Genomic DNA, 24,086 nt, shown 5'->3' on the forward strand with positions numbered 1-24,086 from the left:
CAAGAGGTCGGTTTCATTTGCTTTTATCGGGCTGGCCCCAGTCGCTTGTTTAGGCGTGGCTTGCTCTGGACCTGCTTTCGCGCGCGACATCGGCGGGAGTGCCGCAGTGGTGAACACCGCGCTCCATGTCGATAGCCGCAACGATGTGAGCAAGGGATTCGCACTGATTCGGGCCGGCAAGCCTGCGCAGGCGGTGAAGATGTTCGATTCGGTGATTCTCGCGAGCGAACAGGCTTTGGGCGGCGATGCCCGCCCGCGCCTCTGCCAGTCGGATGCCGCCGCGGCGCCGGTTGCCGCGGGCAAGGCGGTGGCGGTCAGCAGTGCCGTTTGCGACGCGCATTTCGGCAAAGGCTATGCGCTCGTCGATCTCGGCCGGGGCGACCTTGCCGAGGCCGAACTGCGCCGCGCCACCGAACTCGCGCCGGACAATGCGCATTTCGCCAACGAATATGCCGAACTGTTCAAGTCCCGCCGGGAATGGCAGCGCTCCTACGACCTCTTCGCCCATGCCTGGGCGATCGTCGACAAGAGCACTTCGGGCGAGGATGCCAAAGTCGCGGCGCGGGCGCTGCGCGGCATGGGCTATACCCGGATCGAGATGGGTCGGCTCGACGAAGCGGAGAAGCTGTTCCGCCAGTCGCTGGACTATGATCCGAGCAATCAGGGTGCGAAGACCGAACTGGACTTCATCGCGCAGAAGCAGGCCATCGGCGCCTGATTCGTCAGACCTGATCGGATAAGTTCGTCAGGGAGGATGGGCGGTCCGTGAGGACCGCCCGTTTTCGTATCATTTGGCCGACTTTTCGGCCTTTTTCTTTTTCATCGCATCGTGGAAGCGGTCGGCCCAGCCGGGCTTGACCAGCTGTTCGCCGCGCACGAGGCGAAGTTCGCCATCGGCCACGTCGCGGGTGACGGTGCTGCCCGCGGCAACGATGGCGTCCGCGCCGATCTTCACCGGCGCGACGAGGGCACTGTTCGAGCCGATGAAGGCACGCTCGCCGATCACCGTGCGGTGCTTGAAGTAGCCGTCGTAATTGCAGGTGATCGTGCCCGCGCCGAGATTGGCCTTCGCGCCGACCGTTGCGTCACCGACGTACGTGAGGTGATTGGCCTTGGCACCTTCGCCCAGTTCCGCGTTCTTCACTTCGACGAAGTTGCCGACTTTCGATCCCTTGCGCAGCACGGCGCCGGGGCGCAGGCGGGCATAGGGGCCGACGGTGACGCCGCTTTCCAGCGTCGCGCCCTCAAGATGCGAGAAGGCGTGGATGACTACGCCGTCCGCCACGGTGACGCCCGGCGCGAAGACGACGTTCGGTTCGATGGTGACATCGCGGCCCAGCTTCGTATCCCAGGCGAAGAACACGGTTTCGGGCGCGATCAGTGTCACGCCGTCGGCCATCGCCGCCACGCGGCGCTTGGCCTGCCAGCGGGCCTCGGCCTCGGCCAGTTCGCCGCGGCTGTTGATGCCGCCCACTTCGTCCGGATCGGGCGTGACGATCACCGCGCAGGGCCGCCCCTCGAGCGTCGCCACGTTGACGATATCGACGAGGTAATATTCGCCCTGCGCATTGTCGTTGCCGACGCGGGCGAGCAGGTCGAACAGGTCCGCCGACTTCACCGCCATCAACCCGGAATTGCACAGGCGGCAGGCGCGCTGTTCCTCGGTGGCATCCTTGTATTCGACCATCATCGCGATGCGCCCGTCATCGTGGGCGAGCACGCGGCCATACTGGAGCGGGTCCTCCGGCTCGAACCCGAGCACGACCACCGCAGGCGAATCGTCGGCATGAAGCCGCTCGATCATCGCGCGCATCGTGTCGGTGCCGACGAACGGCACGTCGCCGTAGAGAATCAGCACGTCGCCCGCGAATCCGGAAAGCGCGGCTTCCGCCTGCTGCACCGCATGGCCGGTGCCCAGCTGCGGCTCCTGCACGGCGATCGCAGCGCGGCTGCCGAGGGCTTTCTCCAGCTGCTCGCGGCCATGCCCGGCCACCACGACCTGCCGCTCCGGCGCCAGCGCGGCTGCACTTTCCAGCAGGTGCTCCAGCATCGGGCGACCGGCTATGGGGTGGAGGACCTTGTGCAGGTCACTCTTCATGCGGGTGCCCTTGCCTGCGGCGAGGACGACGATAGCGAGAGGCGTGGAATGTTCGACCATGTGCATCACTTGCCAGCAAATTGTTGCGGTTTCCACCGCGGGAAGCCACTGAGAAGAGGATGACAGATTTTCCCTTCGACATCGTCGGTTTCGACCTGGACGGAACCCTGCTGGATTCGCTCGGCGATCTGGGCGTTGCGCTCAACCACGCCCTCTCGCTGGAGGGGCGCCCGCCGATCCCGAGAAACGCGGTGCGCGACCTCGTCGGCGGCGGTGCGAAGAAGATGCTGGCCAAGGGACTGGACGTCACCGGCGGCTCTGTCTCGGACGAGCGGCTGAACGAATTGCACCTCGCGCTGATCGACTTCTACAGCGACCATATCGCCGTGGAAACGAAGCTCTATCCGAGCGGCGAGGCGATGCTCCAGGGCCTCGCGGCACGCGGGGTGAAGATCGCCGTCGTGACCAACAAGCTGGAACGGCTCGCGGTGAAGATCTTCGCGGAGATGGGCCTCTCGCACCACTTCTTCACGGTGATCGGCGGCGATACGCTCGGACCGGGCCGGGCCAAGCCGAAGCCTGACCTCATCGAACTGATGCTGGAGCGGGCCGGAGGCGGTCGTGCTGCCTTCGTCGGCGACACCACTTACGATACCGACGCAGCGGCGGCGGCGGGGATTCCTTGCGTTGCGGTGAGCTTCGGCTTCAACGATCGCCCGCCGCTGGAACTTGGCGCTACGGCGGTGATCGATCACTTCGATGAGCTGATTCCAACCCTTGAGTCGATCGGGGCGGGAGCGGTTTGAAGTTAAGAGGAAGTCCTGGGGGATGATCCCCCAGACCCTCGGAATGTCTACGTCGCGCGCTGCCTATCCGTCGCGCGCTCCCTGCGGCGCAGCCAATAAGTCTCCCGACGCAGCCATGGGCGCGTAACGGAGTTGGCCCGCGTAACCTAGACGATATTGGGGGTGCAGGGGGGCTATGTTTATCCTGAGCTTCGCCGAAGGGCTCTCCTGCTTTTCCCTTACTTCTTCGAAACTTCCACCCCCTCCGGCAAAACCAGCACTTCCAGCCCCTTAGCCGGATCAAGATAGCGCTGCGCCATCGCCTGAACGTCGGCGGGGGTTAGCGTCATCAACCGTTCGCGGGCCTTGCTGAAGCGTTCGATCCGGTCCGCCTGCGTCTGTGCGCGGTCGACCAGCGAGAGCCAGCCTGCGTTGCCCTTGAGTGCGTTCTGGAAGGCTTCCGCCAGCGGCGCGCGAGCGCGTTGCAGCACGTCATCGCTGACGGGCGCCGTGCCCAGTTCGCGCACGACTTTGGCGATGGCCTCGCGGCTGGCGGCCACGTCGGCCACGTCGACCGAGGCGTTGATCGAGAAGGTGCCGTAGCCTTTCCAGTAGTGCGAGAGCGCGCTTCCGGCGGAGGGCGAGTAGGCCTTGCCGAGGGCTTCGCGCAGGCTGTCGGTCAGTTCGATGCGCACGACCCGTTCCAGCAGTTCGAGCCGGAGCGTGTCGAGTGCGTCCGAATCGTCGCGGGTCGGCCAGGTGAGCCGCAGCAGCGCCTGGTCGGCGGCGCCGGTGTGGCGCAGGATGCGGGGGCTGCGGTCGGCGGTGAAGGTGCGCGGGGGCTGGTCGTGGTAGGGGCGGAAGGCGGTTTCGCGCGTGGGGAGGGCGCCCAGCGTCCGGGCCACCATGGCAATGGCCTTGTCCTCGTCGAAATCGCCGACGAGGCCTATTTCCACGGCGCCGTGGGCGAGGCGGTCGGAAATGTCCTGCTTGAGTTTCGCGTAAGTCAGGTGGCGGTAGGCTTCGACCGACTGGAGGCTGAAGCGGGGATCGTTGTCCGAGACGATGCCGCCGAGGTCGGCGCCGAGCGACGAGGCGGGTGTCGCGCGGAGTTGGGCGAAGCTGTTGTTGACCTGCTGGCGGTACTGGACTTCGCCTTCGGAGCGATAGCCGGGGTCGGTCATGAGCGCGGTCATCAGCTGGAGTTGCAGTTCGAGGTCGCGCGGCGTGGTGGCGGTCTGGGCGTCGAAGCTGGAGGCCGCGTTGGAGAGGCCGAAGCCGAGCGTGTGGCCGGACATGATGGTGTCGAGGTCGTCGCGGCTGTGCTTGCCGAGGCCGCCCTTGTCGAGCCAGTTCACCATGTCGGTGGCGAGCGGATTGTCGCGGGTGTCGAGGCGGTCGCCGCCGTCGATGGAGAGGCTGACGCGAATGCGGTCCTTTTCCAGCTCGGTCGGCTTGAGGTTCAGCATGACGCCGTTGGCGAAGCGGATTTCGCGGATGCCGAGGATCGGGTCGTGGGTGTCGCTGACGACGGTGCCGGGGGTGCCGAAATCGGTATAGGCGAAGGCGGCCAGCGCCTGTGTGTCCTCGCGCGGGACCGGGCCGCGGGTGGCGCGTTGCCAGGCGGTGCGGATCGCCTGTTCGCCGCCTTCGGGCGCCTTGCGGCCTTCGAAGCGGATCAGCGGCTTGTCGAGCGCCAGCGCCTCGCGCTTGAGGGCGGCGAGCACGGCCTTGGGGGTGATTGTGGGGGCGAAGGCTTCGAACCGTTCGAGCGCGGACGCCGGCGTGGTGGGGACGAGGCGGTCGTCCACGAGGGCGAGGGCGATGGCGGCCAAGGTCGCGTTGCTGCGGGTATTGGCCGAACCGGCGGCGTTGACCAGCGAGGTGCGCAGCTGGGCGAGCTGTTCGGCGATCTCGGCGGCGGTGAAGCCGTGGGCGAGGGCGCGGCGATATTCGCGGGCGGTGGCGGCAAGGCCGTCCGCCCATTTGCCGTCCACGCTGTCGATGATGAGGCGGGTGGAGCGGGCGGTCTCGAAGACGTCGCCGGTGCCGAAGCCCGCACCGCGGAACGGCGGCTCGGCATTGCGGGAGAGGCGCTGGAGGCGGCGGTTGATGATCGCATAGCCGACCGAGCGGAGCAGGCCTTCCTGACGCTGGGCCACGCTGTCCGGTTCGTCCATCCAGGCGCCGTTGCGCTGAATGACGACGCGTTCGGATAGCGCCGGATCGATCCATATGCCGGTGCGGTTGCGGTCTTTCGCATCGACCGGGCCGGGATCGGGCTGGGGCTCGGCTGCATTGCCGGTCCAGTCGGCGAAGTGGCGTTTGATGTCCGCTTCGACTGCGGCGGCGTCGAAATCGCCGATGACGACCAGCGTGACATGGGCGGGCACATATTCGCGCTCGTAGAAGGCCCGGAGCTTCTGCGCATCGGCGGCATTGAGCGTGGCGACGGTGCCGATCGGGAAGCGGCTGCCATAGAGGGCCTGCGGGTAGAAGAACCGCGTCGAATCGATGGCGTTGCGCAGGCCGAAAGTGTTGCGGTCGCGCATTTCCGAGAGGATCACGCCGCGCTCGCGGTCGATCGCCCCCTGGGAGATGGTCAGCTCGCTCGCGGTCTCGCGCATCAGCATGAGCGCGGTGTCGAGCAGTTTGGCGTCATTGCGCGGCAGGTCGAGCTTGTAGACGGTGCGCTCGAAATTGGTCGAGGCATTGGTGTCGGCGCCGAAGGCGAGGCCGTCGCGTTCGAGCAGCGGGATCATCTGGCCTTCGGGCACGCGCTTGCTGCCGTTGAAGGCCATGTGCTCGACGAAGTGGGCATAGCCCTGTTCGGCGTCGCTTTCGTCGAGCGAACCGGCGGCGACTTCCATGCGCACCACGCCGGTCCCGGCGGGCGTCGCATTATGGCGGATCACGTAGCGCATGCCGCTCGGGAGGCGGCCGAACCGGAAATCCGGGTCGAGCGGGATGTCGCTCTTTTCGAAGGCCCAGCTGGTATCGGGGACTTTGGATGCGGCTTCGCGGGCGAGGACCGGCAGCGGCGCGGAAAGGAGAAGCGCGGCAAGGAGAGCTGTTCGCATGGCGCGAAAGTGGCGCAGCAAGCCGCTGATAACAAGAGGGAGCGGTGTCGTCCGGTGCCGCAATTCGCCCGCTCCGGAGGCAAGAAGGCCCGGCGCACCTCGCGGTGGCCGGGCCTTCTCGTGCATGACTGCTTGGGCTTACTTGCCGCGCAGCTTGCGGTGCTTCGACAGGTCGAGGACTTCGCTCGGGCCGTTGTCGTCCTGCAGCAGGCCGAGGCGGCGGGCGACTTCCTGGTAGGCTTCCTCCTCACCACCGAGGTCGCGGCGGAAGCGGTCCTTGTCCAGCTTTTCGCCGGTGTTCATGTCCCACAGGCGGCAGCCGTCGGGGCTGATTTCGTCCGCCAGGATCACGCGGCTGTAGTCGCCGTCCCAGATGCGGCCGAATTCGAGCTTGAAGTCGACGAGGCGGATGTTGATCGCGGCGAACATGCCCGCCATGAAGTCGTTCACGCGGATCGCCATCGCCGAGATGTCCTGCATCTCTTCATTGGTGGCCCAGCCGAAGGCGGCGATGTGCTCTTCGGCGATCATCGGATCGCCCAGCGCGTCGTCCTTGTAGTAGTATTCGATCAGCGTGTGCGGCAGCGGCTCACCCTCGGGGATGCCGAGGCGCTTCGAGATCGAACCGGCGGCCACGTTGCGCACCACGACCTCGATCGGGATGATCTCGACCTGGCGGACCAGCTGCTCGCGCATGTTGAGGCGGCGGATGAAGTGGTTGGGCACGCCGATGTGGTTGAGGCGCGTGAACACGTACTCGCTGATGCGGTTGTTGATCACGCCCTTGCCCTGGATCGTGCCCTTCTTCTGCGCGTTGAACGCAGTGGCGTCGTCCTTGAAGTACTGGATCAGGGTGCCGGGTTCGGGGCCTTCGTAGAGGATCTTGGCCTTGCCCTCGTAGATCTGGCGGCGACGGGACATGCGTGTTCGTCCTTCGAAACTGTAAAAGAGCAAGCCCCGGACCGTCTATAGTCGCTTGGACCTTGGGCCGGGGCGTTCGAGCGGGCATATAATGGAAGCAGGGGCAAAAGCAAACGGCGCTTGCGGCGTCCAGAACATCAGGCCGAACGTCAGGCGGACCGTCAGCCCCGCTTCGGCGCGAGTTCCGCCGCGAGATTGCGGGCGGCGGCGCTGACTTGCGCCCATGTCGTCTCGAATCCCTCGGGGCCGCCGTAATAGGGATCGTCCACGTCCTGTCCTTCGAGACCGGGAACGTGATCGAGCAGCAGCGAGAGGCGGGCCTTGTGCCTGGCAGGGGCGATCCGGCGCAAGTTCGCGAGATTGCTCGCATCAAGCGCGACGATGCGGTCGAATCGGTCGAAGTCCTTGGGCGTGACCTGACGGGCGCGATAGGCGGAGATGTCGATGCCGTGGCGCAGCGCTTCGGTGCAGGAGCGCGGGTCGGGGCCTTTGCCGATGTGCCAGGAGCCGGTGCCTGCCGAATCGACCTCTATGTCCAGCCCCTCCGTCTCGGCTTCGTGGCGCAGGGCGGCTTCGGCCAGCGGGGAGCGGCAGATATTGCCGAGGCAGACGAACAGGATGGATGCGGTTTCGGGCATGGACCCGACCTAGCGCCGGGTGGCGGGGATTTCCAAACGGATTTCGATCCTGCTCAGCGGTGGCCGAACAGGCGCTCGATCAGGGTGGGCTGGTCCATCGGCTGGATCGGGCCGTGGAAGCGGCGGCGCAGGCCGGGGTCCTGCGGCGGGCGCGGGGTCCAGATGCGCTTCGAGCGATACGTGCTGTCCTGGGTCAGGGCCATGGGCGGAAGGGTCCTTTTCCTCGGTTCGTTTCTTGGGAAATAAACCGCTTTTCCGCCTGAAAGTTTCCTTAACCGATCTCCACCACGCCAGTCAGCCTGCCGGAGCGGCGACTTCCTCGGCCAGCTGGCGAACGATCGCGCCGACGTCGCGGCCGAGGAACGGCTTGCCCAGCATCGGCCGCTGGTTGTGGCGGCCGGGCAGGTGCTGGCGGTCGTAGCCGCTGACGAAAGCGAAGGGCGTGGCGCGCGAGGCCAGTTCGTCGGCCACGCTGTCGATACGCTCGCCGTTGAGATTCCCGTCGAGCAGGGCGAGGTCGGGCGCGGCCGCGCGGATCATGGCGAGGGCCTGTTCGCAGGAAGTGGCCGGGCCGATGGCAATCGCGCCCGAATCCTCGATCTCCATCATCAGTTCCATGGCGACCAGCGGCTCGTCCTCGACGATCAGGACCTTGAGCGTCCGGGATTGCGTGGGAGCGGGCGCGGGCGGGGCCTTCGTTTCGATGGGAGCGGCGGGTTCGGGCGCAGCATCCTCGCCCAGCGGCAGGGCGAGGTGCCAGCGGACGCCGGTGGGCGCATATTCGGCGCTGATGCGGGCGCCGTCGGCGCTCATGCTGCTCTCGATCAGGGTGGAGCCGAAGCCGCGCCGCTCGGGCGGCTGGACCGGCGGGCCGCCCTGTTCGGTCCAGGTCAGCGAAAGCACTTCCCGCGTCAGCGACCAGTCGAGCGCGACGGTGCCGGTCTCGTTCGAGAAGGCGCCGTACTTGTGGGCATTGGTCGCCAGTTCGTGGAGGATCAGCGAGAAGCGCAGCGCCAGTTCGGGCGGCAGGTCCACATCCGGTCCCGACAGCCGCAACCGTTCCTCGCTGACCGCGCCGATGGCGACCTGCTCGGCGATGAGGCTGCGCAGACCGGCGGGTTCCCATGTCGTGGCGCTCAGCAGCGAATGGGCGCGGGCGAGCGACTGGAGGCGGCCGCTGAACGACTGCTGGAAATCCTCGGCGGAGCGCGCATGGCGGAAGCCCTGCGAGGCAATGGCCTGAACCGTCGCCAGCGTGTTCTTCACGCGGTGGTTGAGTTCGCCGATCAACAGGCGCTGGGTTTCCTCGGCGCGGTGGCGTTCGGTGACGTCGAGCAGCTCGATCATCACGCTCGCCCCGCGCGAACCGGTTCCGGCCAGCGAGGAACAGTACCATTCGCCCTCGCGCAAGGCGCCGCCCGCGCGCAGGAAGCGGTGGACCTGGGTTTCCCGGCGATCCTCACCGCCGAGCAGTGCGCGCATGCCCTCGACCACGCCGGGGCGGTCGGCAGGGGCGAGGAACGGGGCATCCTCGACCTTGAGGCCGAGCACGTCCTGCGCGGAAAAGCCGATTTCGCGCTCGGCGCTGCGATACCAGCTGACGATCCGCAGGTTCGCGTCGATCTCCAGCACGGCCAGCGGCGAATTGTCGCCGTGCGCGCGCAGACGGCCCAGCGCCAGACCGAGTTCGTCGCGCTGGCGGGCGATCTCGCGGCGCTGGCGGGCCAGTTCGACGAAGACCGCGACCTTGGAATTCAGTTCCACCATGTCGAGCGGCTTGAGCAGATAGTCCACCGCGCCTGCCTCGTAGCCGCGGAAACGGCGGCGCTCGTCGGTGGCGAGCGCGGTGAGGAAGATGATCGGCACGGCGCGGGTGCGCTCGGTGCCGCGCATCAGTTCGGCCAGTTCGAAGCCGTCCATCTCGGGCATCATCACGTCGAGCAGGGCCAGCGCGAAATCGTGGCGGAGCATCGCCTCCAGCGCCTCGTAGCCGGAGGAGACGGTGACGAGTTCGACGCCGGGTTGGTCCAGCGCGGCTTCGAGGACGAGCAGGTTCTCCCGGATATCGTCGACGGCCAGGATCTTGAGCGGCTCATTCAGCAAGGGCGTGCTCCTGGACGTTGTGGGTCGTGCGGCGCCAGATCTTTTCGAGCGGCGCGAAATCGGCGAAGCTCTCGCCCTCGGCGGAGAAGTGCACGGTCTCCTTCGAACCGAGGCCGAGGAAGCCGCCGGGGGGCAGCGACTGGGCGAAGAGGCCGAGTGCGCGGTCCTGCAGGGTGCGGTCGAAGTAGATCAGCACATTGCGGCTGGAGACCAGCTGGACCTCGGAAAACACCGCGTCGCTGGCGAGATTGTGGTCGGCGAAGACCGCGCGGCGACGCAAGCTGGGATCGAAGCGGGCGACGCCGTAGTTGGCGGTGTAGTAGTCCGCCAGCGAGGCCTTGCCGCCTGCCTCGATATAGTTGCGCGAGAAACCGGCGATGCGCTCGATCTCGTAGACCCCCGCCTCGGCTTTCACCAAAGCGGCGGGGTTGATGTCGGTGCAGTAGAACAAGGTGCGCTCTTCCAGCCCTTCCTCGCGGAACAGGATGGCGAGCGAGTAGAATTCCTCGCCATTGGCGCAGCCTGCCACCCAGACCTTGATCGAGGGCCAGGTGCGCAAGTGCGGGATCACCTGTTCGCGGATCGTGCGGAAGTATTCGGGATCGCGGAACATCTCGCTGACCTGGATGGTCAGGAAGCCGATCAGGACGTTCAAGCTATCGGGATCGTGGAGAATGCGGTCGAGCAGGCTGGAGAGGTGCGGATAGCCGAAATGCGACTGCGCGCGCTGGAGCCGCCGCAGCAGCGAGGCGCGGGAATAGTCGCGGAAATCGTACTGGTAGCGCCGCCAGATCGCCTCGACGAGAAGATCGACCTCGATATCCTCCACCGCCTCGGCGGCGCGTCTTGCGATGGGCCTCATCGGGGCATCCAGACGCGCACGAGGCTGAGCAGCTTGTCGACGTCGAGCGGCTTCGACAGGTAGTCGTTGGCGCCCGCCTCCAGGCATTCGCGGTGGTCGCGCTCCATGGCCTTGGCGGTGAGGGCGATGATCGGCAGGTTCTGCCACTGGGACTGCATGCGAATCTCGCGGGTGCAGGTGAGGCCGTCCATCTCGGGCATCATCACGTCCATCAGGACGAGGTCGATGGCGGAGCCGTCACTGTCGGCGGTGCGGGCCAGTTCGTTCAGCGCCTCGATGCCGTTCCGGGCGATGCGAACCTGGACGCCGTGCGGTTCGAGTACCGAAGTGAGGGCGTAGATGTTGCGGATGTCGTCCTCGACCACCAGGATCTGGCGGCCTTCCAGCGCGGCATCGCGGCCGAGTGCGCGGGCGAGCAGTTGCTGCTTCTCGTCCGGCAGTTCGGAGACGACCTGGTGGAGGAACAGGGTCACTTCGTCGAGCAGGCGTTCGGGGCTCTTGGCGCCCTTGACGATGATCGACTTCGAATAGCGCCGCAGCCGCATCTCTTCCTCTTCGGAAAGTTCGCGGCCGGTGTAGACGATCACCGGGGGGAAGCCGACGCTCTCGTCGTGCGAGAGGCGTTCGAGCAGGTCGAGGCCGGACATGTCGGGCAGGTTGAGGTCCAGCACCATGCAGTCGAAGGTCTCCTCGCCGAGGCGGGCGAGGCAGTCGGCGGCGCTCTGGACGTCCACCGTCTCGACATCGCGCGAGGCGAGTAGGAGGTGGATCGCCTCGGCCTGGCGGGGGTCGTCCTCGACCACCAGCACTCGGCGCAGGCGCTGGTCCATCCGCGCTTCGAGGCCTTCGAGCATGTTGACGAGGGTGTCGCGGCTGACCGGCTTGAACAGATAGCCGACCGCGCCGCTGGCCAGCGCGGCATTGTCGTCGTGGTCGGCGGAGACGATGTGGACCGGGATATGGCGGGTGCGGGTGTCGCGCTTGATGCGGTCGAGCACCGAAAGCCCGGTGTGGTCGGGCAAGTGCATGTCGAGGATCACTGCCTGCGGCAGGTATTGCCGGGCGAGCAGGGCGCCTTCGTCTGCGGTGCCCGCGATCAGGCACTCGAAGCCGACTTCGTGGGCGAGGTCGCAGAGGATGCGGGCGAAGGCGGGGTCGTCCTCGACGATCAGGATCACGCGGGAATCGCCCGAGAGCGTCTCGCGGTCGTCCTGCGGCACCGGCGCGCGGCGGCTGAGCGGGGCGGTGGTCGCGCTGGCCGCTGGGGTTGGCGTCGGGGTGGAGCGAGTGGGGATCAGCGGGGTGCTGGCGGCGTCGCCCGGCTTGAAGGCCACCGGCAGTTCGAGCGTGAACGTGCTGCCCTGGCCCGGCGTGCTGGCGACCGTGATCGTGCCGCCGAGCAGATGGGCCAGCTCGCGCGAGATCGACAGGCCGAGGCCGGTGCCGCCGTACTTGCGGGCAATGCCGCCGTCGGCCTGGCGGAAGGCCTCGAAGATCGCGTCCTGCTGGTCGGCGGGAATGCCGGGGCCGGTATCGCGGACGGCAAAGGCGAGGCGGCCCGGCGCCGTGGGCGCGACCGTCAGCGAGACTTCGCCTTGCGCGGTGAACTTGACCGCGTTCGAGAGGAAGTTCTTGAGCACCTGCTCCAGCCGCAGGGGATCGGTCTCGATCTCGCCGACGCCCTCGGCGGCGGCCATCGTCAGCGACAGCCCCTTGCCGGAAGCGGCGGCGCCGAAAGTGTTCTCCAGCTTGCCGAGCAGGGCGCTCACCGGCACCCGGTGGGGTTCGAGTTCGAGACGGCCCGCCTCGATCTTCGAGATATCGAGCACGTCGTTGATGAGCGTCAGCAGGTCGTTGCCCGAGGACTCGATGGTCTCGGCATAGCGGACCTGTTCGCCCGAGAGATTGCCGTGGCGGTTGTCGGCCAGCAGGCGCGCCATGATGAGCAGCGAATTGAGCGGGGTGCGCAGTTCGTGGCTCATGTTGGCGAGGAATTCGGACTTGTAGCGGCTGGCCTGTGCGAGTTCGTCGGCCTGGCTGCGCAGGCGTGCCTGCGAACGGGTCAGTTCGTCGCGCTGGGCTTCGAGCGACTGGGCCTGTTCCTCCAGCTGCGAATTGCTGCGTTCGAGGTCCGCCTGCTGTTCCTCCAGCTGGCCCTGCGATTGGAGCAGGAGCTTGCTCTGGGCTTCCAGTTCGTCGTTGGTGGCGCGCAGTTCCTCGCTCTGGTTCTGGAGTTCCTCGGCCTGCTGCTGGGTTTCGGACAGCAGGTGCTCCAGCCGGGCGCGGTACTTGGCCGAGCGAAGCGTTACGCCCAGCGAGCCGCCGACGATGTCGAGGAAGGCGGCGAGGTCCTCGGCGCGCGCGTCCGGCGCATTCACGAAGCCGAGTTCGAGCACGGCGTTGACGGTGCCGTCGACCTTGGTGGCGCCGAGCACCAGCCGCGCCGGGCTGGCCTGTCCGAGCGCGGTGCCGAAGGCGAGGTAGCCTGCCGGAATCTGCTCGATCGTGGCGGTGCGGCCGTGGCGGATCACTTCACCCAGCAGGCTTTCGCCCGGCGCGATGGCATCGGGCAGGGCGGCGCCGGCGGGCACGCCGTAAGTGGCGACTTTGCCGAAGGCGCTGTCGTTCTTCACATAGATCGCCCCGGCGACAGCGCCGAAACGCTCGGCCAGGAAGGCGAGGGTGCGGCTCCCCAGTTCGCCCAGCGAGAGACTGCCCGCGGTGGCGCGGGCGAGGTCGGCCTCGCTCTCGCGCAGCCACTGCTGGTGGCGATTGGCATTGCGGTAGCGGATCAGCACGAAGCCGATCCCCGCCAGCAGCAGGTTGGTTGCCCCCGAGAGCGCGCGGTTTGTCACCGCCACATCCAGGCCCAGCCCCTGCGGCGCTATCAGATAGGCCGCCACCGCGCAGCCGATGCCGAGGATCGCTGTGAGCAGCGGCGTGATCGGGCGGCGCGCAACGAAGGCGATCACCGTTGGCAGCAAGTAGAGCACGCTGACCCCGCTGCCGAGCGGGATGGTCGCGTCGATCAGGAGGGCAAGCCCCAGGACGATGATGATGACGAGCGCAAGCTGGACGTGAGGACTGAAGGCCTTGCTGGGCGACATTATGATTCTCAAGGAGAACGGCCGGCTGCAGGTGGGCCGCGCTTCCCCCAAACTTCGGCGCGGTCCCCGGATCGAGGTGTTCAACGCCTTGGGAAGGCTTCGGTTCCCGTCAGATTACGCAAAATTGCATGTTCCCCTGGAAACCCCCGGCGAGAGGCACGGTGGCTTGAGGGTTTCATTAAGCAGTTTCCCTTAGAAACGCTCCGATTCCACTACGTTTCCTGTTGAAAGACGGTTCGCGCGATGCGTCACTTCCTGAAAGCTCATTCGAACCTGATCGCGGACCGTGCCGGTGCCGTGCTGCCGATGGCGGCGGTGGGCATGCTGGTGGCCGCGCTGATCGTGGGGGCGGCTGTCGATCTCAGTCGTCGCTACAAGGCGGAGAACCAGTTGCAGTCGGCTTGCGACTCCGCCGTGCTGGCCGGTCGCCGGACGGTGACGACCGAAGGCTTCGACAAGAAGTCCGAAGATGCCGCGGACGCCTACTTCGCGACCAATTTCGACGACGCTTCGCAGGAAACCTCCGGCACCGTATTCAACGCGGAATCCGAGGATGACGGGCAGACGGTGAAGGGCGCGGCCACCACGACCGTCAACACGCTGATCATGCGCCTGTTCGGTTTCGACAGTTTCTCGGTGGCGGTAAGCTGCACGTCTTCGATGGGCATGGGCAACGCTGACGTCATGCTGGTGCTGGACACGACGGGTTCGATGGCGAGTTCGCTCGACAAGACCACCCGCATCGCCGCGCTGCGCTCGGCAGTGAAGAACTTCTACAAGACCGTGAACACCGCGACCAAGGAAACCAATGCGCGGGTGCGCTACGGGTTCGTGCCCTACAGTTCGACGGTGAATGTCGGCAGGTTGCTGACCGGGTTGAGCCCGAATTACATCGTGGACAGCTTTACGTACCAGACGCGGGTCGCGCGGATCGTCGACTATTCCAGCGGCACGAAATCGACCGGATCGACCAGCTACCAGGACGTCTCCACGTCAAACTGGCGCCGGGGCAACACGGGGTACAGTCAGAGCAATTGCAACAAGGCGCTACCGGCTTCGGGCAGCTACAGTAACAATGGCTCGTCCAGTCTGACGACGACCACGTCGGGCGATACGATCACCGTAAAGGTCACGCAGCCGGTCACCCGGACGGTCTATGAGTGCCGGGAGTACCGCTCCAGCTATTACGTCTATTCCGGAACCGAGACGTCGAACGGCAATACGACGACGACCTATACGAAGTCGAAGTGGGTGGATGCACCGACGACGAAGTCCGATTTCATCGAATGGAATTATACGGCGGCCAGCCGCCCCACGAGCCTGTTCAAGACTTTCGCCTCGACCACGACCTACACGGGCGATAACGGCACGGCCCAGTCGACCTCCTGGTCGGGCTGCATCATCGAGCGCGGCACGGTCAACAGCGACACCTTCAGCTACTCCAGCGTGACCGGCATCTCGCCTTCGGGCGCGCTGGACATCGACATCGATTCTGCGCCCGGTGCCGACGACAAGACCAAGTGGGCGCCGCTCTGGCCGGAGATTTCCTATCGCCGCGCGGGTTCGAGTTCGAGCGACTACACGCTGGCGGACTCCAAGACCGGCGCCTCGGCAGGCACTTATTGCCCGGTGAAGGCGCAAGGGCTGGAGGAAATGAGCCAGGACAACTTCAATGCCTATGCGGATTCGCTGACCGCCGTGGGCGGCACGTACCTCGACATCGGCATGATCTGGGGCGGGCGCATGCTCTCGCCGGATGGCATCTTCCAGAGCAACGTCAATCTGAAGCCGGCCAACGGCGGCGAAGTATCGCGCCACATCATCTTCATGACCGACGGCGAGATGGATACTGCCAACTACGTGCCGCAGGCCTGGGGCATGGAATGGTGGGACCGCAAGGTCACCAGCAACGGTTCCAAGTCGCAGGAAGACGCCCGGCACACCCAGCGCTTCCGCGCGGTCTGCGAGGCGGTGAAGGCCAAGGGCATCCGGGTCTGGGTGATCGCTTTCACCTCGAAGCTATCCGATGATCTCAAGGCCTGCGCTTCCGACGAAAGCTCCTATCTGGCCAGCAATTCGAGCGAACTCGACAGCGCCTTCCAGGAAATCGCCAAGCAAGTGGGCGAGTTGAGGATCACCCAGTAATGAGGAAGGGACTGTCCCTGCGCCGGATTGCGGAGGACCCATCCGGCGTGACCGTGGTGGAGTTCGCGTTGATCGCGCCGGTGTTCCTGCTGCTGCTGATGGGCATCTTCGATCTCGGGCACACTGCCTATGTTCGCTCCGTGCTTCAGGGCGCAGTGCAGCAGGTGGCGCGCAATGCCACGCTGGAAACGGCCGACACTGCAACGGGTGACGCCTATGTGCGCGAGGCGGTGCAAGGCGTCGCGCCGGGGGCAGAGGTCGAATTCTCGCGCTCCAGCTATTACGACTTCACCGATATCGCCCGGCCGGAAGTCTGGGCCGACAAGAACAACAACGGCCGCTGCGACAATGGCGAGGCCTATACCGACGAAAACGGCAACGGCCAGTGGGACGCCGATATCGGCAAGAGCGGCAACGGCGGCGCCAACGACATCGTCGTCTATAAAGTGAGCGCGACCTACAAGCCGCTGTTTCCCGTGCCCGGCCTGACCGATCGCAATGCCACGCGCACGCTTACGGCCACGGCGGTGAAGAAGAACCAGCCTTTCGCGCTCCAGACCGAATATGGCTCGGCGGCGGGGACCTGCAAGTGATCGCGCCGCTTTCGTCTATCCGCAGGGAAGCGCAGCGCCTGCGCGCCGATCGCAGCGGCGTTTCGGTCATCGAGTTCGCGCTTGTCCTGCCGATCCTGCTGACGCTGGGCATGTACGGCACCGAAGTGGCCTACATGGCGATGGTCAACATGCAGGTCGGCGAGATCGCCACCTCGGTGGCGGACAATGCCTCGCGCCTCGGCCAGACGGACAACACCGCCGTCGCGCCGACGGTGAAGGAGACGGACGTCGATTCGGTCATGTGGGGCGCGCTGTCGGAAGGTGCGAGCTTCAACTTCGTCGATAATGGACGTATCATCCTTTCCAGCCTCGAAGTCGATCCCTCGACCAGCCGCGAGTACATCCACTGGCAGCGCTGCCGCGGCAGCCTGGCACGCGCCTCGTCCTACGGTGTGGCTGGGACCGGCAAGACCGGCAACCTGCTGAACGGCATGGGCAAGACCGGGGCGAAGATCCATCCGGTCGCCAATTCGGCGGTGATGTATGTGGAAGTCTATTATCGCTACCAGCCGCTGTTCGGCACGATGTTCGTAAAGGATGCTGAGTTCAGGCAGGAAGCGGCCTTCATCATCCGCGACAACCGCTCGCTCAATCCCACCGGCACGACAGGCGGTGTCACTGGCGGAAACGGGAAGTCGCTCTGCACCTGAGCGGTGCGCTAAGCGTTTGCAAATTTTGAAGAAATGGTCGGGGAGACAGGATTCGAACCTGCGACATCTTGCTCCCAAAGCAAGCGCGCTACCGGGCTGCGCCACTCCCCGACCCTTCGGGTGTCGATGATAATTTCCGAAGCCTTCGCTTCGGGGCCGTTGGTGGGCCCGGCAGGATTCGAACCCGCGACCTAGCCGTTATGAGCGGCCAGCTCTAACCGCTGAGCTACAGGCCCCAACTGCCGCGCCCGGCTTCATCGACGACGCCGGGCGGATTGCGCGTTAGCCCGGCAATTCGTTCTGTGCAAGGGCCAGACTGGAGATGATGTCGGTAACATGGCTGGGTTTTACACCGCGGCGGTGCAAATGGGAAAAAAGCGTGCGCCACCAGTCGTAAAGCGCGTCGAGATCGTGGGGCGCGCGGACGTAAGGGGTGTAGCCGGGCACCAGCGAAGGGCTGTGGAACGAGAACACCAGCACCGGCAGGCCCTGGTCGATCGCGACATCGACGCCGCGCAGGGCTTCCTCCACGGTCACGCCTTCGGGCGTGAGCGGAATGCGCTCCAGCAGGCCGGCGCGGGCGAGGGCGCCACGCAGTCGCGGGGCGCGCCACAGGGCCGGATAGATCGTATTGCCGAGCTGGCGCAGCGGCCCCCAATATACCGTCGTTAGCGGCAGTTCGAGCAAGTCGCCCGCCCGATAGGGCTGCAAGGGGTGCTGGCGATAGTTGGGGCCGCCCGAGGCGCTGTAGTCGAACCGCGCGCGGACCGAAGTGTCGATGGCGATGCCGAATTCGGTGAGAATATCGGCGGTGCGGGGGCCGAGGCCGTAACGACCGGCGCGGTAGATCAGCGGCGCGGTGCCGAAGGCCTCCACGATCCGGGCGTGGAGCCTGGCGAACTTCTCGCGCTCCAGTTCGAAGGGGAGATTGCCCGCGAAGGAGTTGAACTCGTTCACCGCCTCGTCGAACGGCGGGTTGACCCAGGGGTGGAGCTGGACGCCGACTTCGGCGCGTCCGGCCGAGACCGCCTCGCCGATGGCCTCCACCGCTATCTCGGAATCGGCGACCGGATAGTCCACGAGGTAGATCGGCACGATGCCGAAGCTCTCGCAGAATTCCTGGAACATGCGCAGGGCGGGGATCGTGCGGGTGCTGTGGCCTTCGCGGTTCAGCGGCGCGTTCCAGTCGAACTCCTCCTCGGTGTCGACGGTGACGATGAAGCGCTGGCCGAAATCCTTGCCGAAGTGGGCAAGGGCATCCGGACTGGGCGGGAGGAGGAGGTTTGGCCCCGGCAACACTGACATTTCCTCGATCGGCCCCTTATCGGGTCGCATCCGACAGGGCGGCGACATGGACGGATGATGTGACAGGAATGGCCTAGCGGTAAAGTGTTCCGCTTCGGTAAAGGAGGCGCATCAAATTGCGCGAAGGCTCGCTTCCTGGATGGCGGGGAGCGAGAGCTTGAGTTCGTTTTCCTCTCGTTCCAGCCCGCCTCCGGCACCGCTGGCTTCGGCGGCGGCGAGGCGCAAGGTGAAGCCGATCCCGAACATGCCGGTGGAGAGCGACTGGCCGCGCTCGCTGACCGGTGTTTCGAACAGGCTCTGGGCGTCGCGGGCGATGAGCAGCGAGGGCAGGGCGATCCGCATGGTGATACGGCCGTTCTCGACGGCAAGCCGCACGGGCAGCAGCTCCTGCGGCGCGGTCATGCCCGCCAGGACCGCGAAGACGCGCCAGAGTAGGCGCTCGATCTCGATGCGGTCCACGGCGACGAGAACGGGAAGCGCTTCCGCGGGCGGCAGCACGAAGCCGCTGCCGCGCGGCTCGGTCCAGGCCTTGAGGCGCGCGACCGTCTCGGTCAGCACCGAGGCGAGATCGCATTCACCGGATTCGATGCCGAGCGCGCCGGATTCGAGCTTCACCAGCCGGTCGAGTTCCTCGAACCCGGCGAGGATATGCGCGCAGTCTCCGGCAATGGCGGCGGCGAGGGCGCGATATTCGTGCGGGGCGGGGCCGTAGAGTTGCTGCTGGATGATCTCGGCGGCGACCTGGATGGCATTGGCCGGGGTGCGCAGTTCATGCAGGACCTGGCGCATGCGGTCCGCTTCGCTCGGTTCGGCTGCAGGTGCGGCGTCGACGGGGGCGATCCTGCCGGGGCGGCGCAAGCGGCCTGCATAGCCGGTGAAGCGACCGCTGGCGGGATCGAATTGGGGCACTGCGTCGACCTGCCAGCCGCCGCTGACGGCAGGCGCGCCGGTCACTTCGATCCGCGCAGCGCGCAGCGGCTGGCGGTGGCGCATCGACAGCGCAAGGCCGGGGCCATGCAGCAAGGCCGAGGCCAAAGGGCTGGAGATTGGCGGGCTGGGCGATAAGGGCGCGGATGGATCGAGCGGTTCGCCCAGCGCCGGGTCGAGGGCGGGAAGATTGAGGCCGATCAGCGCGCTGGCATGGACGCCGTCCGCCCAGCAGATGCGGCCTTCCGCGTCGGTGGCGAAATCGATGGCGGCAAGAGCGGGCGCGGGCGAATCGGCAAGCGGCAGCCGGGTAGTATTGCCGCTCGCCGCCGTCTGGCTCTCGCGGGCCTTGCGGAATTCCTCGATGCGGCGGACGATCGCGCCGATCCCGGCTTCGTCTTCATTCGTGAGAGGTGCATTGGTCGCGCTTCGGTTGGCGGCCTGCTCGAACTCGGTGAAGGGGGCTGGTTCGGGAAGAACCTGTTCGGCAGGGAGGACTTCTGCCTCGGGGAATGCAGCCTCTTCGATCAGTTCCAGCGGCTCAGCCGATTCGGGCTTGGCAGTGGGCGCGGTTTCGCAAGGCGGAAGGGCGCGGTCGCGGATGCCGAGGCGATCGAGCAGGGCTTCCACTTCCATGCCGAGATCGCGGCGGTGGCGCAGAATGCCGCGCGCACGCACCGGCAATGCGGGGACGAGTTCCAGCCAGCCAGCCTCGTCGAGCCGGGCGGTGCCGATGGCGGCCGTGGCGACTTCGGGTTCCGCTTCGGCAAACAGGGCGAGCAGGCGCGGGTTGGTCAATGGCTGGAGCGGCTGGCGTACCAGCCGCGCGCGGTCGGCGGCTGGAATTACCCCCGCCAGTTCCGTAACCCGCGCAAAACCGGCTTCGATAGCGTCGGAATGCGCGTCGCCGGGCAGGCGGCCGAGGATGTCGATCAGCTGCCTATACTGGATACGCGCCAGCGCGTCCCCGGAGGACGGCAGGCGCAATACCGTGGCAAGGCGATCGTCGAAGTGCATTCCGGCTCCTTGGTGTCTGATCCGAAACTGTCGTTTCGGATCGTTCGGCACCGGCCCTCTCCCTCACCCGACCTCCCAACGAGCGTACCCTGTGGGAGGTCGGGTGAGGGAGAGGGCCGGTGCCGAACCGAAATTCGCGCTTCCGCGAATTTCGAATCAGACCGTTACGCGCCCTGCAAGTGCTTGCGAAGGCGCCCTATCCCTATCCTGCCCGATTTAGCCGCTGAGAGGTTAAGCCGAGGTCACCAGGCTTCTATCAAACTGTGCAGACGCTGTAAGTCGGTAGATTGTAGGCGTTGCAATGCGGGACGATTACGCTATGGGATAATATTATTACAGGGTTGTCGGCGTTTTCGAGTGGATATTGCATGCCGGATCACGCTGCGCGCCCCGCAAGGAAAGTTTCGCATGATTAATCTCGATGACATCGATCGCCGCCTGCTCGCAGAGTTGCAGGACGAGGGGCGGATCACCAATGTCGAACTCGCCCAGCGCGTCGGTCTCACCGCGCCGCCTTGCCTGCGCCGCGTGCGCAGCCTTGAGGAATCGGGCATCATCCAAGGCTACCACGCCGACCTCGACGCCTCGAAGCTGGGCTTCACGATCACCGTCTTCGCGCTCGTCAGCCTGAAGAGCCAGGCCGAGGAATCGCTCCGCGCCTTCGAGGACCACATGAAGGGTCTGCCCGAAGTCCGCGAATGCCACATGCTCAACGGCGAGATCGACTTCATCCTGAAGATCGTCAGCCGCGACCTTCAGAGCTTCCAGGAATTCCTGACCAGCAAGCTGACGCCCGCCCCGAATGTGGACAGCGTCAAGACCTCGCTGACGATCCGCACCGCCAAGAGCGTGCCCGGCGTTCCGCTGGAAGCCTGAGAGCGATACACCGCGTGGCAATGACGAAGAAAACGCGCCGCGTCCTCCTGTTGGGCGCGGCGTTGCTGTTGGTGGGCGGAAACCTCTGGTGGTTCACTCGCCCGCCCGAGCCGCGCCTGCCCGATTTCGAGCTGGGCGCGATTCCCTTGCAGGCGCAGTTCCCGGCCGGGGAACTGGCGCGCCTTCCGGTGTTCGACCGGGGGCAGGGCCAGGGTCGGGGTCAATGGCTGGTCGAGGGGCATCCGGTGGCGTCGCTTGGCGCGCTGCGTCGCCATGTGACCGGCGCCGATATGGGCGGCACGGACGGCAATTATCTGCTGCTCCGGGTGCCGGAACCCGGCTCGGCGGATCAGGTTCGCGCCATGCTGCTGTCGCTGGCGGAGCAGGGGGAATGCGTCGTCGCTCTTACCGACGGTTCCGCCAAGCCGGATGCCGATGGACGCATGGCGGCGCCTCTCCACCGGATCGTCACCGTGCGTGACGATTCCGGCGAGATGCATCGCTGTAAAGCGATTCAGAGTTCCGCGGCACCTTCCAGCGCCAGCAGGTAGCTTTTCGCGCCAAAGCCCGCGACGGTCGCCTTGGCGGCCATGCCGACCCATGACTTGTGGCGGAATTCCTCGCGCGCATGCGGGTTGGAGAGGTGCACCTCGATCACCGGCACCGTGATCGAACGGATCGCATCATGCAGCGCGACCGAGGTATGCGTATAGGCGCCGGGGTTGATCAGCACGGCATGGGCGCCTTCGTCCTCGGCTTCGTGCAGCCAGTCGACGAGGTGGCCTTCGTGGTTGGACTGGCGCATGTCGATCGTGCAGCCGAGCGCTTCGCCGCGTTCCACCAGCATCGCGCCGATGTCGTCCAGCGTCTGCGAGCCGTAGATGCCGGGTTCGCGCTTGCCGAGGCGGTTGAGGTTGGGTCCGTTGAGGACGTAGACGAGCTTGCTGGCCATTTCGCGAATTCCCGGTGCGGTTGCTATCCGGGCGCGGCTCTAGAGCATTTTCCGGCCCGCTGGAAACACCCGGCGGCGCGGAACATGTGAAAGAGGGCGGGTTACTGCGGTGCGGGCATCTCGTCGCCGACGGGGCGGCCATCGGCCTGATATCCTGCGGCTGGCGGGGCGCTCTGCGCCGGAGTGTCCTGCGGCGTCTCGGCTTGCGGCGCTTCGGCTTGCGGTTCGGCTGTGTCGCCGGAGTAGAATTTCGCGAGTTCGGCAGCGTTGGCCTGACGCCGGGCGGCGGCGGCTTCGCGCTCGGCCTGCTCACGGGCGTTTGCTTCCTGCTCGGCAGAAGCCTTGGCCTCGGCGAGTTGCCGCTCCAGTTCTTCCTTGCGGCTCGGCCCGCAGGCGGCCAGCATCAGGGCCGGGATCAGGATCGGCGCGATGCGCGCTATGCTTCGAAACACTCTTGGCTCCTTGCAGGGATGGCGAAAGACGCATCCCTGCAAGGATAGCTAGCGACGAAGGCTTGGGTTTGTCTTAACGCCCGGTCTTCAGCGATCACTGCCCTTGGTCTTGCCCCACTGGCGCATGGCCGAATAGCCGAGATAGCCGGTGCCAAAGAGCGCGTAGAGCGGTTCGGGGATTCCGTTCAGATAGGCGGTCATGGCCTCGCCGATGGCGCGGGCGGTCGCCGAGCTCAGCGCGCCGATCAGGCCCATCGGCAAGGCCCAGAGAATCATCGCGTATATGACGTAGAGAAAGCTCGGCCGGGCGCGGCTGGTCCAGGGATCGGAGGAGGAGGCTTCTGCGACGATGGGTGAGAGACTGGCCTGAAGTAGCTGCAATTCCTGAGAATTTTCGAGTTTCAGCAGTTCCAGCTTTGCGCGCTCGCGGGCTTCGGGGTCGGGGATCACCTTGTCGATGATCTTCGAGACCGGCGCGAGAATCGAATCGAAGAGGGGCATTGCGGGCACTCCCTTGGATGGTGGCCCGCAACCAGATAACCGAAGTCTGGGATGTAGGAAAACGCGCCCTGTCAGCGTTTCTTGGCCGGTGCGCACATCGCGCCCGCCCGATCGGCCAGCGCGAAATCGCCAGCTCTCAGCGCGGTCTTGCGGGCATCGGCGCAGCGCCCATCGGCCACCAGCGCGCCAACTTCCTCGCGCAGGCCCTGCTGCCGCTGGGCCTCTTCGCGGTCCTCGTTCTCCTTGTGGAGGCGATCGACTTCCTGGAAGCCCGCGTGGCGCTGCTGGATCGGATTCTCGCCGCTGTTCGGCTGGACGGAACACGAGGCGATATTGCCGAGCCGGTAGCAGGTCGAAGTCTGCGCCATCGACGGCGAGGCGGCGAATGCGCCGAGCGCGATGCCTATCGCGGCAAGAGTGAACTTCATCTGCACCCCCTACTTTTTGACTCGAAGTATTGCTCCGAATGACCCTGCCGCATTGTTCAGTCAAGAACTTCCGGCGCTGGCTGGCAGCCGGGAAAGCGGGGCAATTTCATTCAGGTATCGCCGATGGATACTGGAGCGGTTTCAAGTAACTGGCTTGAGGTAGCCGCTGGGAAAGCGTCAGACGTCCCGTGGAATGGGGCGATCGAGGTAGCTGGTTTCCCCTCGCTTGCGCGCTTCCCAGGCATTCGTGCGCTCGCGGGCGTAGGCCTTCTGCACGCGGACCCGGCTGATGCCGTAGCGCTGGGCCAGTTCGCCAAAAGTCGCGCCATCGATCACGGCAACGTAAATGGCGGCATTGCGCTCGTGGTTGGGGCTGGCGTTTTCAGGGGTCATCGCATTCTCCCATTCTGGCGGCGCGATTCGTGCGGGCGATCCGATGGAGGCGCAGCCAACTCGTGTCCGCCGAACGCTACAGGGATCGCAGAAACGAAAATGCCGCTTTCTGCGCGAAGCAGAAAGCGGCATTTTTCATTGGTCGGGACGAGAGGATTCGAACCTCCGACCCCCACACCCCCAGTGTGATGCGCTACCAGGCTGCGCTACGTCCCGACCGGAGGGCGCCCTA

Annotated in this window: 22 protein-coding genes and 3 tRNA genes; 7 read left to right on the top strand and 18 right to left on the bottom strand. The window is 65.9% G+C overall.

The genetic code is table 11. The features are described 5' to 3' along the window. Positions 1-55 precede the first annotated feature (55 nt). Positions 56-718 carry a tetratricopeptide repeat protein gene (locus ACZ1II_RS13670; RefSeq protein ID WP_465146928.1) on the top strand — a complete coding sequence of 221 codons (663 nt, stop codon included), beginning with the start codon at positions 56-58 and terminating at the stop codon, positions 716-718. A gap of 69 nt (positions 719-787) precedes the next feature. Here ACZ1II_RS13670 and glmU read toward each other — a convergent pair whose 3' ends face one another. Next, positions 788-2,158 carry a bifunctional UDP-N-acetylglucosamine diphosphorylase/glucosamine-1-phosphate N-acetyltransferase GlmU gene (glmU, locus tag ACZ1II_RS13675; protein ID WP_465146929.1) on the bottom strand — a complete coding sequence of 457 codons (1,371 nt, stop codon included), beginning with the start codon at positions 2,156-2,158 and terminating at the stop codon, positions 788-790. 59 nt (positions 2,159-2,217) lie between these two features. Here glmU and ACZ1II_RS13680 point away from each other — a divergent pair, with 59 nt between their 5' ends. Then, positions 2,218-2,904, top strand: a complete 687-nt coding sequence (locus ACZ1II_RS13680) for an HAD-IA family hydrolase (protein ID WP_465146930.1) — start codon at positions 2,218-2,220, stop codon at positions 2,902-2,904. A gap of 218 nt (positions 2,905-3,122) precedes the next feature. On the opposite strand, the gene ACZ1II_RS13685 is transcribed toward ACZ1II_RS13680, so the two are convergent. From ACZ1II_RS13685 to ACZ1II_RS13715, 7 genes are all read right to left on the bottom strand, one after another. Next, complete coding sequence (locus ACZ1II_RS13685; protein WP_465146931.1) at positions 3,123-5,963, bottom strand: M16 family metallopeptidase; 2,841 nt, start codon at positions 5,961-5,963, stop codon at positions 3,123-3,125. Between the two features lie 138 nt (positions 5,964-6,101). Further along, positions 6,102-6,884, bottom strand: a complete 783-nt coding sequence (purC, locus tag ACZ1II_RS13690; protein WP_147220107.1) for a phosphoribosylaminoimidazolesuccinocarboxamide synthase — start codon at positions 6,882-6,884, stop codon at positions 6,102-6,104. A 161-nt stretch (positions 6,885-7,045) separates the two neighbouring features. Beyond that, positions 7,046-7,522, bottom strand: a complete 477-nt coding sequence (locus tag ACZ1II_RS13695; RefSeq protein WP_465146932.1) for a low molecular weight protein-tyrosine-phosphatase — start codon at positions 7,520-7,522, stop codon at positions 7,046-7,048. A 53-nt stretch (positions 7,523-7,575) separates the two neighbouring features. Continuing rightward, on the bottom strand, positions 7,576-7,725 hold the full coding sequence (locus ACZ1II_RS13700) for a hypothetical protein (protein WP_465146933.1): 150 nt from the start codon (positions 7,723-7,725) through the stop codon (positions 7,576-7,578). Positions 7,726-7,816: 91 nt separating this feature from the next. Then, entirely contained in the window at positions 7,817-9,625 is a 1,809-nt protein-coding gene (locus ACZ1II_RS13705) for a response regulator (RefSeq protein ID WP_465146934.1), read from the bottom strand. Next, positions 9,615-10,487, bottom strand: coding sequence for a CheR family methyltransferase (locus ACZ1II_RS13710; RefSeq protein ID WP_465146935.1), 873 nt, complete (start codon positions 10,485-10,487; stop codon positions 9,615-9,617). The genes ACZ1II_RS13705 and ACZ1II_RS13710 overlap by 11 nt, the downstream gene beginning before the upstream one ends. Then, complete coding sequence (locus ACZ1II_RS13715; RefSeq protein ID WP_465146936.1) at positions 10,484-13,594, bottom strand: hybrid sensor histidine kinase/response regulator; 3,111 nt, start codon at positions 13,592-13,594, stop codon at positions 10,484-10,486. The genes ACZ1II_RS13710 and ACZ1II_RS13715 overlap by 4 nt, the downstream gene beginning before the upstream one ends. A gap of 243 nt (positions 13,595-13,837) precedes the next feature. Between ACZ1II_RS13715 and ACZ1II_RS13720 the strand changes: the two genes are divergently transcribed. From ACZ1II_RS13720 to ACZ1II_RS13730, 3 genes are read left to right on the top strand one after another with little or no spacing between them, the layout of a single operon-like run. Next, positions 13,838-15,739, top strand: coding sequence for a vWA domain-containing protein (locus ACZ1II_RS13720; protein ID WP_465146937.1), 1,902 nt, complete (start codon positions 13,838-13,840; stop codon positions 15,737-15,739). Further along, positions 15,739-16,332 (top strand): TadE/TadG family type IV pilus assembly protein, encoded by a 594-nt coding sequence (locus tag ACZ1II_RS13725; protein WP_465146938.1) that lies wholly within the window; start codon positions 15,739-15,741, stop codon positions 16,330-16,332. Before ACZ1II_RS13720 ends, ACZ1II_RS13725 begins: the two co-directional genes overlap by 1 nt. Further along, positions 16,329-17,003, top strand: coding sequence for a TadE/TadG family type IV pilus assembly protein (locus ACZ1II_RS13730; RefSeq protein WP_465146939.1), 675 nt, complete (start codon positions 16,329-16,331; stop codon positions 17,001-17,003). Before ACZ1II_RS13725 ends, ACZ1II_RS13730 begins: the two co-directional genes overlap by 4 nt. Positions 17,004-17,037: 34 nt before the next feature. Here the strand turns inward: ACZ1II_RS13730 and ACZ1II_RS13735 are convergent. From ACZ1II_RS13735 to ACZ1II_RS13750, 4 genes are all read right to left on the bottom strand, one after another. Beyond that, a tRNA-Pro gene (locus tag ACZ1II_RS13735) sits at positions 17,038-17,114 on the bottom strand. 49 nt (positions 17,115-17,163) lie between these two features. Next, a tRNA-Ile gene (locus ACZ1II_RS13740) sits at positions 17,164-17,239 on the bottom strand. A 46-nt stretch (positions 17,240-17,285) separates the two neighbouring features. Further along, the gene (locus ACZ1II_RS13745) at positions 17,286-18,299 is read right to left on the bottom strand and encodes a polysaccharide deacetylase family protein (RefSeq protein ID WP_465146940.1); all 1,014 of its coding nucleotides are present in this window, start codon (positions 18,297-18,299) and stop codon (positions 17,286-17,288) included. A gap of 120 nt (positions 18,300-18,419) precedes the next feature. Next, on the bottom strand, positions 18,420-20,252 hold the full coding sequence (locus ACZ1II_RS13750; protein WP_465146941.1) for a histidine kinase: 1,833 nt from the start codon (positions 20,250-20,252) through the stop codon (positions 18,420-18,422). A gap of 408 nt (positions 20,253-20,660) precedes the next feature. Between ACZ1II_RS13750 and ACZ1II_RS13755 the strand changes: the two genes are divergently transcribed. Beyond that, the gene (locus tag ACZ1II_RS13755; RefSeq protein WP_031342574.1) at positions 20,661-21,128 is read left to right on the top strand and encodes an Lrp/AsnC family transcriptional regulator; all 468 of its coding nucleotides are present in this window, start codon (positions 20,661-20,663) and stop codon (positions 21,126-21,128) included. A 20-nt stretch (positions 21,129-21,148) separates the two neighbouring features. After that, the gene (locus ACZ1II_RS13760) at positions 21,149-21,679 is read left to right on the top strand and encodes a hypothetical protein (RefSeq protein ID WP_465146942.1); all 531 of its coding nucleotides are present in this window, start codon (positions 21,149-21,151) and stop codon (positions 21,677-21,679) included. Here the strand turns inward: ACZ1II_RS13760 and aroQ are convergent. From aroQ to ACZ1II_RS13790, 6 genes are all read right to left on the bottom strand, one after another. After that, the gene (aroQ, locus tag ACZ1II_RS13765; RefSeq protein WP_465146943.1) at positions 21,643-22,080 is read right to left on the bottom strand and encodes a type II 3-dehydroquinate dehydratase; all 438 of its coding nucleotides are present in this window, start codon (positions 22,078-22,080) and stop codon (positions 21,643-21,645) included. The genes ACZ1II_RS13760 and aroQ overlap by 37 nt on opposite strands. 101 nt (positions 22,081-22,181) lie before the next feature. Beyond that, positions 22,182-22,532, bottom strand: a complete 351-nt coding sequence (locus tag ACZ1II_RS13770; protein ID WP_465146944.1) for a hypothetical protein — start codon at positions 22,530-22,532, stop codon at positions 22,182-22,184. An 87-nt stretch (positions 22,533-22,619) separates the two neighbouring features. Then, positions 22,620-23,033 (bottom strand): holin family protein, encoded by a 414-nt coding sequence (locus ACZ1II_RS13775; RefSeq protein ID WP_465146945.1) that lies wholly within the window; start codon positions 23,031-23,033, stop codon positions 22,620-22,622. A gap of 71 nt (positions 23,034-23,104) precedes the next feature. Then, a complete protein-coding gene (locus tag ACZ1II_RS13780; RefSeq protein ID WP_465146946.1) occupies positions 23,105-23,461 on the bottom strand; it encodes a hypothetical protein in 357 nt (118 codons plus the stop codon). A gap of 177 nt (positions 23,462-23,638) precedes the next feature. Continuing rightward, positions 23,639-23,854 (bottom strand): hypothetical protein, encoded by a 216-nt coding sequence (locus ACZ1II_RS13785; protein ID WP_465146947.1) that lies wholly within the window; start codon positions 23,852-23,854, stop codon positions 23,639-23,641. A gap of 139 nt (positions 23,855-23,993) precedes the next feature. Further along, a tRNA-Pro gene (locus ACZ1II_RS13790) sits at positions 23,994-24,070 on the bottom strand. Positions 24,071-24,086 lie beyond the last annotated feature (16 nt).

It is taken from the genome of Novosphingobium sp. BL-S-20 (genome assembly GCF_055521635.1).

Coding starts and splice junctions, on each gene's coding strand:
- ACZ1II_RS13775 (WP_465146945.1), bottom strand. CDS start 23,033: ATGCCCCTCTTCGATTCGATTCTCGCGCCGGTCTCGAAGATCATCGAC.
- ACZ1II_RS13760 (WP_465146942.1), top strand. CDS start 21,149: ATGACGAAGAAAACGCGCCGCGTCCTCCTGTTGGGCGCGGCGTTGCTG.
- ACZ1II_RS13685 (WP_465146931.1), bottom strand. CDS start 5,963: ATGCGAACAGCTCTCCTTGCCGCGCTTCTCCTTTCCGCGCCGCTGCCG.
- ACZ1II_RS13710 (WP_465146935.1), bottom strand. CDS start 10,487: ATGAGGCCCATCGCAAGACGCGCCGCCGAGGCGGTGGAGGATATCGAG.
- ACZ1II_RS13780 (WP_465146946.1), bottom strand. CDS start 23,461: ATGAAGTTCACTCTTGCCGCGATAGGCATCGCGCTCGGCGCATTCGCC.
- ACZ1II_RS13725 (WP_465146938.1), top strand. CDS start 15,739: ATGAGGAAGGGACTGTCCCTGCGCCGGATTGCGGAGGACCCATCCGGC.
- aroQ (WP_465146943.1), bottom strand. CDS start 22,080: ATGGCCAGCAAGCTCGTCTACGTCCTCAACGGACCCAACCTCAACCGC.
- ACZ1II_RS13785 (WP_465146947.1), bottom strand. CDS start 23,854: ATGACCCCTGAAAACGCCAGCCCCAACCACGAGCGCAATGCCGCCATT.
- ACZ1II_RS13750 (WP_465146941.1), bottom strand. CDS start 20,252: ATGCACTTCGACGATCGCCTTGCCACGGTATTGCGCCTGCCGTCCTCC.
- purC (WP_147220107.1), bottom strand. CDS start 6,884: ATGTCCCGTCGCCGCCAGATCTACGAGGGCAAGGCCAAGATCCTCTAC.
- ACZ1II_RS13680 (WP_465146930.1), top strand. CDS start 2,218: ATGACAGATTTTCCCTTCGACATCGTCGGTTTCGACCTGGACGGAACC.
- ACZ1II_RS13720 (WP_465146937.1), top strand. CDS start 13,838: ATGCGTCACTTCCTGAAAGCTCATTCGAACCTGATCGCGGACCGTGCC.
- ACZ1II_RS13755 (WP_031342574.1), top strand. CDS start 20,661: ATGATTAATCTCGATGACATCGATCGCCGCCTGCTCGCAGAGTTGCAG.
- ACZ1II_RS13695 (WP_465146932.1), bottom strand. CDS start 7,522: ATGCCCGAAACCGCATCCATCCTGTTCGTCTGCCTCGGCAATATCTGC.
- glmU (WP_465146929.1), bottom strand. CDS start 2,158: ATGGTCGAACATTCCACGCCTCTCGCTATCGTCGTCCTCGCCGCAGGC.
- ACZ1II_RS13700 (WP_465146933.1), bottom strand. CDS start 7,725: ATGGCCCTGACCCAGGACAGCACGTATCGCTCGAAGCGCATCTGGACC.
- ACZ1II_RS13715 (WP_465146936.1), bottom strand. CDS start 13,594: ATGTCGCCCAGCAAGGCCTTCAGTCCTCACGTCCAGCTTGCGCTCGTC.